A 13,339-nucleotide genomic window follows, 5' to 3' on the forward strand; every position below is an offset into this window, starting at 1 on the left:
TGCTGTAAAAGTGCAATGTCAGGACATACTGGAGGAAGCAATATGTCTGCATATCAACAACAATATCAATGGGCGCAAAACGAGCCGGAACAGTTTTGGCAAGCTCAAGCTCAACACATCGACTGGTTTGAGAAGCCGAGCACCATCTTAAACACCGATGAAAATGGTATCGAGCGCTGGTTTCCAGATGGCTTGCTCAATACCTGCTGGTTGGCTCTGGACTACCATTGTGAGCAAGGACGGGGCGACAATACCGCGCTAATCTATGATTCACCGGTTACTGGTCAAAAGATTCGATACAGCTACCATGAAATGCGCGATCAAGTGGCGAAAATAGCCGGCATGTTGGCAGCGCAAGGTGTCGAAAAAGGCGATCGCGTAGTTATCTATATGCCAATGATTCCTGAAGCGGCGATGGCGATGTTGGCTTGCGCGCGATTGGGCGCGATTCACTCTGTTGTCTTTGGCGGGTTTGCACCTAATGAGCTGGCGGTACGTATCGAAGACGCAGAGCCTAAAGTCATCATGACGGCCTCTTGCGGTATCGAAGTCAATAAAGTCATCCCCTATAAACCAATGGTGGATAAAGCGATTATGGATAGCCGTTGGAAGCCAGAAAACGTGTTTGTCCTTCAGCGTCCTCAACTGCAAGCTGAGCTAGGAAGCGAGCGCGACATTGACTGGCAGCAAGCCTATCAAAATGCGCTGCCTCATGCCTGTGTACCAGTGCTTTCGACAGACCCTCTTTACATTCTTTATACCTCTGGTACCACGGGTAAACCGAAAGGCGTTGTCCGAGACAATGGCGGCCATGCAGTTGCAATGAAATATTCGATGAGTGCTATCTATAACATGCCGCAAGATGGCGTGTTCTGGGCAGCATCGGATGTCGGTTGGGTTGTTGGTCACTCATACATTGTTTATGCGCCGTTGATTCATGGCTGCACTACCATTTTATTTGAGGGCAAACCGGTAAGAACGCCTGATCCAGGCGCGTTCTGGCGAGTCTGTGAAGAATACAAAGTGGACGTGCTCTTCTCTGCGCCCACTGCGTTTCGTGCGATTAAGAAAGAAGATCCAGAGGGTAAGTTCCTTGAGCAGTATGACTTAACAGCACTTCAAACCATCTTTATGGCAGGCGAACGACTCGATCCACCAACCTTAGAGTGGGTAGAGTCCAAATCGCACAAGCCGGTTGTTGATCACTGGTGGCAAACAGAGACAGGTTGGGCCATCGCGGGAAATCCGACAGGGATTGAATCTATGCCTGTCAAAGCAGGTTCGGCAACCAAACCCATTCCTGGATACCAAGTGGAAATTCTCAATGAGTTAGGTGAAGCTTGCGCGCCGAACCAACAAGGCTTTGTGGCTCTTAAACGCCCATTACCACCAAGTTGCTTGCCGACAGTGTGGCGTAACCACGACCGATTTGAGTCAGGTTATCTAAGCCAGTTCTCGGGCTATTATGTGTCGGGTGACGGTGGTTATCTCGATGATGATGGTTATCTGTTCATTATGGGGCGGATTGACGATGTGATTAATGTCGCTGGCCATCGTCTGTCTACCGGAGAGATGGAAGAGATTGTTGGTGGTCACCCTGCGATTGCTGAGTGTGCGGTTGTTGGTGTTCACGATGAGCTAAAAGGGCAACTGCCTCTTGGGTTTGTGGTTTTGAAAGATGGTGTGAAAGTGGACGATCTTCAACTTGAGGGAGAGCTTGTTGGAAAAGTGCGTGACGAGATCGGCGCGGTAGCCTGTTTCAAACATGCACTTGTGGTCGAACGGTTACCCAAAACGCGTTCGGGTAAAATTCTGCGTCGTACTATTCGCCAAATTGCAGATGGAGAGCAATACACGGTTCCTTCAACAATAGATGATCCAACCAGCTTGGATGAAATTTCCAAAGCGCTGCACAGTGAATCATAGTCATATAACCTTATACAGCGCCCGTGGCTCCAATAGCTCGCAACGAGTGGAGTGGGCGCTGAAATATAAAAATATCGATTATCAACGAGTGGAAGTTCTCTCTGAAGAGCTCACTTCATCCTACCTTGAGATTAATCCATTCGGTATATATGAGATAGACCTCTACACTGAACACTTGCAATACCTTCGTACTCATTCATCGATTGCTGATGCTGAACCACTTTAGCCGTTTGTAGGCAAGTGCGAGGAAGATTTGAATCGCAACATTGCCATCCAAGAGTTGGAACGCGCTCAAAAATAGGCATCATGGCGACTGAGCAGTTTGCATACAAAATAGGTCATTAGGAAGGGCAGTAGAAATGATATTGAATCATATTTCATTGGGTACTAATCACGTAGAGCGTGCGATTACGTTTTATGATTCGATACTCAAAACCTTGGGTGTGCATCGAGCACATACGATTGAAGGTGTGGCCGCAGCTTACGGAGAACAGTTTGAGTTCTGGATTGGTACGCCTTGTGATAGTCAACAAGCAACACATGGCTGCGGTACTCATGTTGCGTTCAATGCGCCAAGTCGCGAGGCGGTCGACGCTTTCTATCACAACGCCATCGAGCACGGTGCGCAGTGTGAGGGAAAGCCAGGGCTAAGACCGGAATATGGCGACACCTATTATGCGGCTTACGTAAAAGATTTGGATGGCAACAAGATTGAGGCGGTACATTTCTCATAATCCGGCGGTGATTTATTAAATCCAAGTCGAGCGTCATAAACGAGAATAGACTCCGATTTCAACCGTGCCCTCTCGCATCAGAGGGCATTTTTGTTGATAATTTTCTGATAAATGCTCACACTGTCACTTTATTCGCTTCTCAAAAATATCTATGCAACGCCTATCAACAAGAGCTGCCAATCAAAACGACCTCGAACAACTCAACGAGCTTATGTATCTGCTTCATGATGAGCATCATCAGCAATCTCCCGAGTTTTTCAAAACTGCAGACGATATTGAGCAAGAAAAGAGCATTGCGCGTTACCTTGATAATCCAGAATGCCTTGTGTTTGTCGCTGTTCAGGAGGCGAACATCGTTGGATTTATCACAGGTCACTTTTGTGAATTGGTATCAACAGTCAGCAAGCCCGTTCAAATGGGCAGTATTGATGAGCTGTATGTTGTGCAGCCGCACCGTCAAAATGGCGTTGCACGGGCGCTGTGCCAAACAATTGAGAAGCGATTTGAGGAGTATGGGGTGAGAGAGATGTTTGTAGAGGTTTGGGATTTCAATCGCCCTGCGAACAGATTTTACCAAGAACTGGGTTTTGTAAACCACATCAATTGGCTTCGAAAACCTTTAGGAAGATAAAACTAGAATGAATAATCGTTTCAACGGGCTGAGTTACTTTTTTTTAATTATTTTAAGCGTTATGGCGTTCTCGTCGTATGCGCAGAGCGAAGTGGGCAACGTAAAAGGCGCGGCGTGTATCATTCGCGCTGACAACAAACTCGTGATGGTACACGAGATCATTACCAAAAAACTCTCCCTCCCCGCAGGTCGAGTTGAGCCTGGCGAAGATCCCGCGATCGCGGCTCAACGTGAAACATGGGAAGAGACAGGTCTGGTTGTTAAGATTGATGGCGTGTTAGGTCGCACCAAAGATGCGGTTTTTTATGACTGTGTGTCTGAATCTGACATCGTGTCTTTCCAGTTCAACAATATCTACGATGGCTATGAGCTGCCAATATGGTTTGCTCCCCATTATGGTGTCGAGATCGCATCAGCAATGCTTGTTAACTCAGAGAATATTCCTGCGAGCGATTACCGCTATCCGCAGCAAATGGAGTGGGTATCGCAGTTAACCAAGAAGGCGACGGATCAGTCGGTCGTGTATGTGGGGAACTTGGTTGAGGCAGCCCCCGGCTTTAACCAGATTGAATTAGCTTGGATGCTCAAATTCCAGCACCTCGTTTTGTCTTTGCCTGAGAGTATCAAGGAGATGGTGCGTGGCGTCATCATGAGTGGCAATATGCTGTCAGAGCCCTTCCTGCTGATCATTTTGCTGCCGTTGGTATTTTTGCGATATGGCAGAGCGTTTACTTATAAGATCTTTTTTGCTGTTACGGTGACTTCTCTGATGAGTCTTGTCGCCCAGCAAGGCTTTGCTTTTCCGAGGCCGCACGTGTATCTCCCCGCTGTAGAATTGGTGCAGACCTACGGTTACAGTTTTCCAAGCACACCTGCCGCGATTTGGCTTTGTATTGGCGTTCTCATACTGAACGAAGAGAAGAAGCTCTCTTTTAATCCGACATCGTTGGGCTTTGCCGCGTTGATGGTTTGGTTAGGGATGGCTAAGTTCTACACCGGCTCTGCGTTTATGATCGATATCGTAAGTGGTGCTTTGCTCGGATTCTTGTGCGCTTGGCATATCATTCGCTTGGAAGGCAAACAGGAAGTCAACGCTATTGAGTTACTTTCTTCGAAAGTAGTTTGGTTTATGCTTCTTGGAATATGTACTGTGATGGGGCTATTCTGGCCAAGTCCAATTGTCGTCTATTGGTTGGCGATTATCGTCACGGTGTTGGCATTGATTTTTGGCTTGAAAGAGGGAGAGGGCGTCAGACAGAGTAGGACAGTCTATTTGTTGATCTTCGCTCTTTTGGCGGTCAACGTGGTTATCTCACTTGCGGCGAGCATGCTCTCCTTTAACACTATGCTCGCATTAAGCGTCGAGGCAGCAAGATACCCAGTGTTAATTCTGATGTTTGTTTTCGCTGTCGGGAAGTTCAAACAGGCTGCGTAGTGCAGCCTGCTCTTGTTCAATTAACACTTAAATTGAGAAACCAGTTCATCCAAGCGTTGGCATTGCGCCCCGAGTGAATCCAATGAGCGCTCAGCAGTGTCAACCGTTGTCACCATGCTATTGCTGTTGTGGGCAATTTTCTGGATGTTTGCATTGAGATCTTCACTGACGGCATTTTGTTGCGCTGCTGCCGCAGCAATCTGAGCATTCATCTCATTCATTCTACTGATTGCAGACAGAATCTCATGGAGCGAGTGAGTCGCGCTACTTGCTGAAGCGATGGTCTCTTCACTGCTTGCTTTACTTGCTTGCATCACTTTTACAGCTTGTTCTGCACCGGTCTGAAGTCGTTCAATCATTGCCTGAATTTGACCAGTACTTTGCTGTGTGCGGCTTGCTAGAGAGCGTACTTCATCAGCAACAACAGCGAAGCCTCTTCCTTGTTCACCCGCACGCGCCGCTTCGATCGCAGCATTCAATGCGAGCAAGTTCGTTTGTTCTGCAATTCCACAAATGACATCAAGTATTGACGCGATGTTTGCCACATCTTGATCAAGTGTATGAATCACTGAGCTGGCGTTGTCTACGTCATCAGCCAGCCCTTGGATAGAGATAACCGTTGACTCCAATACTTGGTTCGTACTTTGAACTTCATCTACCGCGTTGCTGCTTGCTCCAGCAGCATCTGTCGCATTATCACTGACAGAAAGGCTTGTTGCCTGCATTTCATTGACCGCGGCAGCAACGAGTTCGCTTTCCTGCTGCTGCTGATTGGTCGATTCAGAAATCGACTGAGCAACGCTTGCCAAGTGCAGCATTTCACTACGAATGGATGCTGTGGTTCCAATAACTTGTTGGATTGTGGTTTGAATCTTAGTTGCGAAGAGGTTAAACGCTTCGCCAAGTTGACCGATCTCATCATTAGATTGGCTGACAATGCGTTGGCTTAAATCGCCGTCACCTGATGAAATCTCTCGCATCGCGCTGGTGATGTTCTCAATCGGTTTAACGATGACTCGAATCAGCAGCCAGCAGGTGACTACCGCTAGTATGATCACCAGTAGCGTGCCGATCTCTAAAGTCAGTTCAGCTTTTTGTTGTGCCAAAGTGTTTTCTGTTTGCGTTTTTTCGCGTGCTTCTTCAATAAGGTCTTTGACGACATTGAGCTGTTTGCGTACGGCAATAAACTGCTGTTCAAAGGTCTCTTTGTTTCTATCATATTGAAGCGACCAGTCCGCTCGTGGAGTGGTGATGAACTGCTCATAGCTTGCAAGCCAAGCCTCACCTAAGGAGACGAGCTTCTCGACGTCTCTCGCTGCTGATTTTGGCAGAAGGCCTAACTCGATGAGTGAGTTGGCATGTCTCATCCTTGGTAGCGCTTTGTAGGCGTTGTCTTTGTATTCAAATAGGTGATGCTCGACTTCGTCATTGGATGACGCAAGCACCAAACCTTGCACTGCGGAAGTGGCTTGATAAAGGTCGCGATAAGCATCCTCAATCGTGAACAACGCGGGTAGATAATGTTGTTGGATTGAATCGGAAATCTTCGCTTGCTGCTGCGATGTCAGCACATTAAGCATAGAGCTAACGCTGAAAAGTAAGATGAGAAGAGAGAGTGGTAACACAATCTTCTTTTTGATCGATAAATTGGAAAACATAGTAGTAGCCTGTAACAATTGGAACAGACTTTATACTAACAACGCCTTTAGCGTATGTCGTTTAAGGTTATGATTTTTAACAATAAAAATTTCTATCGTAAGGATAAAAGGCAATGAAATTTATCCAATTCATTGCCTTTTGGTTAATCAGTTGAGTACAAACTCTTCGATGACTTTAGCAACGCCATCTTCATTATTGCTGGTGGTTATGTAATCGGCGATTTGCTTGGTTTGTGGCATGGCATTACTCATTGCAACGCCAAGCCCCGCATACTGAATCATATGGTGATCGTTTTCCGCATCCCCAACACAAATTACTTCGCTTTGGTTAATACCGAGAAACTCTGCAATAGCGCTGACACCGACACCTTTATTACTATCTAGGTTAAGAAACTCGAGAAAAAACGGCGCGCTTTGTACGATGGTAAACTCGTTATGCAAATGGGCTGGGATTTGTTCTATTGCACGAGTGAGCTTGGTCGGCTCGCCAACGATCATCGCTTTGATGATTGGATGGTCATCTGTAAGAGTGTCGAAGGCCATTTCTGTTACAGGTACGCCATTAATCGTCGATTCGATATCGGTGTATTCGTTTTGTCTCGGTGTGATCAGACCATGTTCAACAGAGAATGCGTGGCAATCTAATCCTAAACTCTCAGCGAGCTTAGCGACCTGCTTAGCTTGTCGACCGTTAATCGTTGCTTGGTGAATCACTTTTCCAGAGCCGATTTCTTGTACGACAGAGCCGTTGAAGTAAACAACAAATTCGCCTTGTTCAGTTAGCCCCAGTTCACGCAATGCGCCTTTCATTCCGTCAAGTGGTCTTCCTGATGCCAACACGACTTTTACGCCTTGTTTTCGAGCGGCTGCGATGGCGTCTTTTGTTTTACTACTGATGGTTTTGTCGCTGGTTAACAGTGTCCCATCCATATCAAGTGCGATGAGTTTATACATAACTTACCTAAAATAAATGCATCAAAGAGTCGCAGGATAAAGGTTAGTAAAGTAATGATCAATTTATGAAGAGGTTGACCTTCTAACCTAGGTCATTTAAGGTCTCCGTCCTGCAAAATTTTGCGATTAAGTTAGGCTGAGAGTAAGTTGTATAAAGTTAACGAGATGTTTGAAACCATTCAGGGGGAAGGGGTCTTTACAGGTGTCCCTTCTGTATTTGTTCGTCTTCAGGAATGTCCTGTGGGATGTGCTTGGTGTGATACCAAGCAAACGTGGGATGCGACACCACAAGATGAAACGAGCTTCTCTGAAATTATGAAAAAAACACAAGACTCGCCAACTTGGTGCCAATCATCAGCGCAAGGCATCGTAGACGAGTATCGTAATCAAGAGTATACCGCTAAACATATCGTGATTACGGGCGGAGAGCCTTGTATCTATGACTTAACACCGCTTACTGAAGCCTTCGAAGCGATTGGCTGCCAATGCCAAATTGAAACCAGTGGTACTTCTGAAGTTCGAGCAACAGACAATACTTGGGTGACAGTGTCACCAAAGGTGGCGATGAAAGGAAAACTGCCAGTTCTCGATTCCGCACTTGTTCGCGCCAATGAGATAAAGCATCCCGTCGCAACGCAAAAAGACATCGATCAACTTGATGAGCTGCTTGAGCGCGCTAAGGTCCCAGAGACCACTGTGGTTGCATTGCAGCCGATCAGCCAGAAGCCAAGAGCCACTCAGCTCTGTATTGATGTATGTGTAAAGCGTAATTGGCGCTTATCCATTCAAACTCATAAATATCTCAGCATCGCGTAAAGGATAATCAAGATGAAAAAAGCAGTCGTCGTGTTTAGTGGTGGTCAGGACTCAACCACGTGTTTAGTCAAAGCGCTAAAAGAGTTTGATGAAGTTCATGCCATTACCTTTGATTATGGTCAACGTCATAAGTTAGAAATCGAAGTGGCTGAGCAACTGGCAACCAAGCTGGGCGTGAAGGCGCATAAAGTAATGGATGTGGGTCTGCTCAATGAACTTGCGATCAGCTCTTTGACTCGCGATGACATCCCAGTTTCACACGAGTTGCAAGATAATGGATTACCGAACTCATTTGTTCCAGGACGCAACATCCTGTTTCTTACTTTAGCGGGTATCTATGCTTATCAAATTGGTGCAGATGCTGTGATTACAGGTGTATGTGAGACGGACTTTTCTGGCTACCCAGATTGCCGAGACGAGTTTGTCCGTTCGATGAACAATTCTCTGGTTCTCGGCATGGATAGAACTTTTACTATTGAAACGCCGCTGATGTGGTTGAATAAAGCAGAAACATGGGCGCTGGCGGATCAGTATGACTCGTTGCAGCTCGTTCGTGAAAGCACTCTAACTTGCTACAACGGCATTGTGGGAGATGGTTGTGGAGATTGCCCTTCGTGTGATTTACGTAAGGCAGGTCTCAATGATTACCTATCCAACAAAGAAGCGATTATGTCTGAACTGGTGCGTAAGCAGAACTCTCAAGATAAATCGGCTCATTAAACGCGTCAATCGTACGGTTCTTGCCTGTTTGCTTCACTTGATACAAGGCTTGATCCAAGATCGAATAGAGCTCATCAAAGTCAGACAATGGCTTTGATGTCGCCAGATACGCCATACTGGCAGTGACATTTAGCTTTTGGCGACTCTCAGATTGGAAATAGGCCGTCGATATTGAATTATGCAGTTGTTCAACTCTGTCGGCCACATCGAGCTCATCAACTTTTGTCATCACAACGACAAACTCTTCTCCTCCTAAACGCCCAAACAGATCGCGGGCAGTGCATTGACTCTTCATTGCCTCTGCCACCTTTCTTAGCGCTTTATCGCCAGTTGGGTGGCCATACAGGTCATTGATCTGCTTGAAATCATCCAAATCAAGTAAGATTACAAGATGCTTTAAGCGAGAGTCACTGATTTTGGGTAGCAGCTTAATATCACGTATGGTCGATGCTCGATTTTTCGCTCCGGTCACCGCATCGAGCTCCGCAACGTTTAGCGCGCGCTTTCTCGAATAGGAAGAGAAGATCAACAAGCCAATAAGTGCAGCGCAGCCAAATGCAAAAATGTGGAATAACGACTTATATTCATTAAGCTCGTCTGCGAGTTGCTCGTTTTTCTCCATTAGATCAGACTGCTGGAGCTGCTGGATGTATTCCCTTTGAGCAGTTCCCAAAGCAAGGTAGGCAGATTGATGCTGTTTGTCACGTTTACTGATTTCTGCGGTCACGTAAGCTTGGTGATATTGCAAGGCTTTTTGATACTGTTCCTGCGCCTCGGCAATATCAGATAGGCTTTTCAGCGCGTCCCCTTTGAGAGGAGCACTGCCAATGGCATCCGCTAGGCTTAGGGCATTGTTGGCAAAGTCCTCAGCTCGAATGTGCATGGATTGTTTTTGGTATGCTTCAGAAAGAGTGAGGTAGATATCGCCCCTAATTTGGTCATTTCCTTGAATAGAGGCGTTTTCCAATGCTTCAAGTAAGAATGCGTTGCCCACATCGTAACTCTGCAATGCAATGTTCGCTTTGCCTAGCCCCAAAAGCGCATAAGTTAGCCCATAAACATGGTTGTACTTTACTAACGTGCGTCGTGATTGTTCGAAATGATGGATGGCTGATTCATAGTCTTGCGCACTAAGTAAAATATCCCCCATGCTGTGGTGGGTTTGCGCCAAAAGGAGTTCGCTTTTTGAGTCACTACGAAGTTTTAAAGCGATATTGGCATACTCTTTTGCCAGTGGTAGGTTACCAAGGTTTTTGAGTAGCAAGGAAGCATCATTATATACACCTGATGGATCGACGTGGCTCGGTATGATGGCGAGATACTCTTGATAAGCTTTCAGTGCGCTCTGATAATTCCCTAAATACTCTTGGTTGTTTGCGATAACGCGAAGCGCAAGATATTTCGGTAGCGTAGAGTGGCGGCTATCGTCCAAATGCGTGTTAAGTGAAGAGCAATAGAGTGCGGCTTTGTGGAACTGGCCCTGCCTATTGAGTGAGCGACATAGGTGATACTCAAACAGTATTTTGCCATTGAGATTGTTGGTTTCCATCGCATGGCGCAAAAGGGTTAAGTAGCCCTGTTTCGCTGCTCCAAACTTCAAGTGCTCTTCACTGTTGAGAGCGGAAATGAATGTTTGCTCAAGACGAGAGTACTCCTCTTGATGAGGGATTTGATTTCCATGGTAAGGCTGGCCACGCAAGATCATGAATCCGTGAATTTTTGAGCTGACATACAGCTTCTCAATGCTTGGAGGAAGAGCATTGTAGCGATCCTGCAGCATTGCCAGCGCTCGCTGCTCATCGGATGCTAATACTTGATTGTAGGCTTGTTCCCAACTTGCAAGGTCATCTTGCGCAAGTGTCATGGGAGATAGCAGCAAAGTAACGAGTGTTAACCTAGAAAATAGACGTGTCATCATTATAGTTTTATTTAGATTTTGACGTCATTTTAGTACTGACCGTCATTAACGCACAATATGTGGTTATCGGAAGGTTGAGAAATTGCGAGGTAGGATCATTTCGAATAAACAAAAGCGCCCGTTAGAGCGCTTTCGATGTTAGTTAAGGTAAAGCTTTGCTAGATCACTTGGCTCTAGCTCTTTGCCCTCAAGCGTTGCGTTCCAGTTAGTGCCAACCAAAACGCCATCTTCTGCAAGCGTTAGTAGCCAATCTTCAACAAAAATATCGAGAGGGATTTCTAAAACTTCGAAATCCGCCCACTCTTCAACATTGTGAGCCACGGCATCTTCTTTCGCAGACCAGAATGGCATAACTTCGCTATTCTCAAATTCTGTTGAGTCACACGATAGCCAACCTTCTTCATTGCGTAATCCCCAAACCAGTTTGTTTTGTTTGCTTTCAGCAACGAAAAGATCAAGGTTTGCTTGAATGTCTGAAGTTAATTTACTCATGAGGTTATTCTCTTAATTGCAATCGGGGATAGGGTAGCACTGATGGCGGATAATCAAAAATAAAAAGGGAGCTTTACGCTCCCTTTGCTTATTTCTCAATCTTGGTGAAGATGGTCCATTCTTCTTTTACCTGACCTTTGTGGCCAATGACGCTTGCAACAACCTTACGGTTTTGTGCGTGCGCTTGTTCATCATCACCTTCTACAGATAAGTTAGTATCACCAAAACCGACGATAGTTACGCGGTCGGCGTCAAGTTGATAGTCCAACAACAAGTTCTCAACCGCTTCGGCTCTTCGCTTAGACAGTTCAAGGTTGTAATCTGGGCGACCCACTTTACTTGCATAACCTTGCAGCTCTACAGTCGTCGATGGGTACTCTTCTAGGAAGTCTGCCAGTTCACGAATCTGAGTCATAAAGATTGGTTGAACGACATCTGAGTCATTCGCGAATAGGATGTGGAGATCAATCTTTTCTGAGGTGTTGATGTAAGTGCCACAACCGTCGTTATCAATTTCAGAACGAGCAGGTGTTTGTGGACATAAATCTCTCGCGTTGATCACGCCATCTTTGTCTTCGTCGAGCAGGTCATCAATTTGATTTGGTACAGGTGTCGCGATGTACTCGTACTCATCTTCTGCGTAGGCAACACCAGTAGAAAAAACGGTTGCGAGTATTAGGGAGTGTACTAGTGTTTTCATATTAATATTCTACAGCCTCGTTCCATTCATCAGGAGTGTCCACACGTAGCGCTGACAACAAACCACCTGTCGCGTTCATGACTCGGTATTTAGCATACTGTTCATCATATTTGGCGTCCAAATAACCTTTACGCGCCTCAAACAATTCGTTCTCAGTGTTCAAGAGATCCAATAGCGTACGTTTACCCAAACGGTATTGTTTTTCATAAGCGATAACTGTGTCTGATGCAGAATCAACATGGTCAGCTAGGAATTCTTTTTGCTGAACCGTTAAGTCTAAAGCACTCCACGACAAGCGTAAGCCTTCTTCTACTGTTCTAAAGGTGTAGTTGCGAAGGTCCTTAGCTTTATTCAGTTGATACGCTGCACTGTCTGAACGATCTGAATCTGAGCCACCATTATAGAGGTTGTATCTCATACGAAGCATCGCAGAAAATTCTTCGCTCGAGCCTTCGATACCGCCTGCGTCTTCACGCCAAGTTTGGTTCGCTTCAAATGACAAGGTCGGGTAGTTAACACCTTTAGTTTGATCGAATTGAAATCTTGCTGAATCGACATCCGCTTGAGCGATTTTGATCACTGGGTGATTGTTCATCGCATCTTCAAGAGCATCATCGATGGTGAATGGAATCGCGTTCTGGTCGGCTCTAGGGAAGGTCAATCCTTGCGGTGCTTGACCAACAATGCGTTTAAATTGTGTATGAACGTCAAATAGATTGTTTTGCGCAGCAAGAAGGTTTCCGTGTGCTTTAGCTAGGCGAGCTTCAACTTGTGACATATCAGCCGTAGAGCCAATGCCGGAGTCGACACGTTTTTTGATATCACGATAAATTTCTTTGTGTACCGCTAAGTTGCTTTCTGATAGCGCTAGCACTTCATAAGCTTTCGTCGCGTCGAGGTAGATCTTAGTGACTTCTAGCGCGATGTCCTGTGCGTCAGCAAGCAATTGATAACGAACAGACTCAGCGTCAGCGGCTGTGCGATCCATGTCGTTTAGAGTCGCGTTTCCATCCCAAATAAGTTGAGTCAGAGTAATTGTTGCTTCTTTACGGGTTAATTCGTTTTCAGTTCCCGATGCAAGATCAACTTTTTCGTAGCCGATACCAGCATCAAGGTCAATTTTAGGGAGATAAGCGCCGACTGAGGCTTCTGAGTCGTAGAATTTGCTCTGAAACTCATTATACGAAGCCTTAACCTTAGGGTTATTCGTTATTGTATACGCGACAGCCTGCTCTAACGTTTGGCTATGCGCAGGAAAGCTAAGTGCGACGGCGCAGCTTAGTACTTTCAACTTATTCCAATTCACTTCAACTCTCCTTAACAAGCTGTGATTCGCAGGATCTTACTCAATTTAA

The 13,339-nt window shown here is 45.9% G+C and carries 12 protein-coding genes and 1 pseudogene; 7 read left to right on the top strand and 6 right to left on the bottom strand.

Features of this window, described 5'->3' with window-relative positions; translation table 11 throughout:
- The first annotated feature begins 42 nt into the window (after positions 1-42).
- From ACUALS_RS06785 to ACUALS_RS06805, 5 genes and pseudogenes are all read left to right on the top strand, one after another.
- Complete coding sequence (locus ACUALS_RS06785) at positions 43-1,926, top strand: propionyl-CoA synthetase (protein WP_454449175.1); 1,884 nt, start codon at positions 43-45, stop codon at positions 1,924-1,926.
- Positions 1,892-2,071 (top strand): annotated as a pseudogene (locus ACUALS_RS06790) (glutathione S-transferase N-terminal domain-containing protein); the annotation flags it as partial. The gene ACUALS_RS06785 and the pseudogene ACUALS_RS06790, both read left to right, overlap by 35 nt.
- Before the next feature lie 214 nt (positions 2,072-2,285).
- A complete protein-coding gene (locus ACUALS_RS06795; RefSeq protein ID WP_454449176.1) occupies positions 2,286-2,660 on the top strand; it encodes a VOC family protein in 375 nt (124 codons plus the stop codon).
- A gap of 151 nt (positions 2,661-2,811) precedes the next feature.
- Complete coding sequence (locus ACUALS_RS06800; RefSeq protein ID WP_454449177.1) at positions 2,812-3,291, top strand: N-acetyltransferase family protein; 480 nt, start codon at positions 2,812-2,814, stop codon at positions 3,289-3,291.
- A 7-nt stretch (positions 3,292-3,298) separates the two neighbouring features.
- Positions 3,299-4,726 carry a bifunctional NUDIX hydrolase/phosphatase PAP2 family protein gene (locus ACUALS_RS06805; protein WP_454449178.1) on the top strand — a complete coding sequence of 476 codons (1,428 nt, stop codon included), beginning with the start codon at positions 3,299-3,301 and terminating at the stop codon, positions 4,724-4,726.
- Positions 4,727-4,746: 20 nt separating this feature from the next.
- Here the strand turns inward: ACUALS_RS06805 and ACUALS_RS06810 are convergent, their stop codons facing one another.
- Both ACUALS_RS06810 and ACUALS_RS06815 read right to left on the bottom strand, forming a co-directional pair.
- On the bottom strand, positions 4,747-6,384 hold the full coding sequence (locus ACUALS_RS06810; protein ID WP_454449179.1) for a methyl-accepting chemotaxis protein: 1,638 nt from the start codon (positions 6,382-6,384) through the stop codon (positions 4,747-4,749).
- Positions 6,385-6,531: 147 nt separating this feature from the next.
- On the bottom strand, positions 6,532-7,338 hold the full coding sequence (locus ACUALS_RS06815) for a Cof-type HAD-IIB family hydrolase (RefSeq protein WP_454449180.1): 807 nt from the start codon (positions 7,336-7,338) through the stop codon (positions 6,532-6,534).
- A gap of 165 nt (positions 7,339-7,503) precedes the next feature.
- Between ACUALS_RS06815 and queE the strand changes: the two genes are divergently transcribed.
- Together queE and queC are read left to right on the top strand one after the other, a co-directional pair.
- Positions 7,504-8,154 carry a 7-carboxy-7-deazaguanine synthase QueE gene (gene queE / locus ACUALS_RS06820; RefSeq protein ID WP_005470618.1) on the top strand — a complete coding sequence of 217 codons (651 nt, stop codon included), beginning with the start codon at positions 7,504-7,506 and terminating at the stop codon, positions 8,152-8,154.
- Between the two features lie 12 nt (positions 8,155-8,166).
- Positions 8,167-8,874, top strand: a complete 708-nt coding sequence (queC, locus tag ACUALS_RS06825; RefSeq protein ID WP_334475201.1) for a 7-cyano-7-deazaguanine synthase QueC — start codon at positions 8,167-8,169, stop codon at positions 8,872-8,874.
- Here the strand turns inward: queC and ACUALS_RS06830 are convergent.
- The 4 genes from ACUALS_RS06830 to ACUALS_RS06845 all read right to left on the bottom strand — a co-directional run bounded on the left by ACUALS_RS06830 (position 8,822) and on the right by ACUALS_RS06845 (position 13,290).
- Complete coding sequence (locus ACUALS_RS06830) at positions 8,822-10,792, bottom strand: diguanylate cyclase (protein WP_454449181.1); 1,971 nt, start codon at positions 10,790-10,792, stop codon at positions 8,822-8,824. The genes queC and ACUALS_RS06830 overlap by 53 nt on opposite strands.
- Before the next feature lie 138 nt (positions 10,793-10,930).
- Positions 10,931-11,284: a DUF2750 domain-containing protein gene (locus ACUALS_RS06835; RefSeq protein ID WP_038192139.1), complete on the bottom strand. Its 354-nt coding sequence runs from the start codon at positions 11,282-11,284 to the stop codon at positions 10,931-10,933.
- Between the two features lie 88 nt (positions 11,285-11,372).
- Entirely contained in the window at positions 11,373-11,984 is a 612-nt protein-coding gene (locus ACUALS_RS06840; RefSeq protein ID WP_005470626.1) for an OmpA family protein, read from the bottom strand.
- A 1-nt stretch (position 11,985) separates the two neighbouring features.
- On the bottom strand, positions 11,986-13,290 hold the full coding sequence (locus tag ACUALS_RS06845; protein ID WP_038138120.1) for a TolC family outer membrane protein: 1,305 nt from the start codon (positions 13,288-13,290) through the stop codon (positions 11,986-11,988).
- Positions 13,291-13,339: the final 49 nt, after the last annotated feature.

It is taken from the genome of Vibrio sp. NH-7 (assembly GCF_053643215.1).